The sequence below is a fragment of the Stenotrophomonas sp. SrG genome (assembly GCF_050031795.1).
GTDB classification, from domain to species: Bacteria; Pseudomonadota; Gammaproteobacteria; order Xanthomonadales; family Xanthomonadaceae; genus Stenotrophomonas; species Stenotrophomonas rhizophila_A.
Map to the genome: position 1 here is coordinate 1 of NZ_JBNBBE010001052.1, position 240 is coordinate 240.

Here is a 240-nt window from a genome sequence, read left to right on the forward strand (position 1 = left end):
CCCGGGCGGCACTGGCGGCCGGATCGTTGGTGGATGTGGGGCCGGACTGTTTGGCCGCGCCGATGCCGGTGACCCTGCTGTATGCCCAGCGACGGCACCTGCCGCGCCGGGTTTCATCATTCATGGACTGGTTGGCGGCCCTGCTCACGCCCGAGCTGCTGCGGACGTCGTGCACCGCAGAACTTGCAGGTAAGCTGGGCGCCCTCGAGTAATCGTTTCCAGCACCATGCAGGCATCGCC

1 pseudogene is annotated in these 240 nt (G+C 67.5%); it reads left to right on the forward strand.

The features are described from left to right. A pseudogene (locus ACQG3P_RS22695) lies at positions 1-212 on the forward strand (hypothetical protein); the annotation flags it as partial. Positions 213-240: the final 28 nt, after the last annotated feature.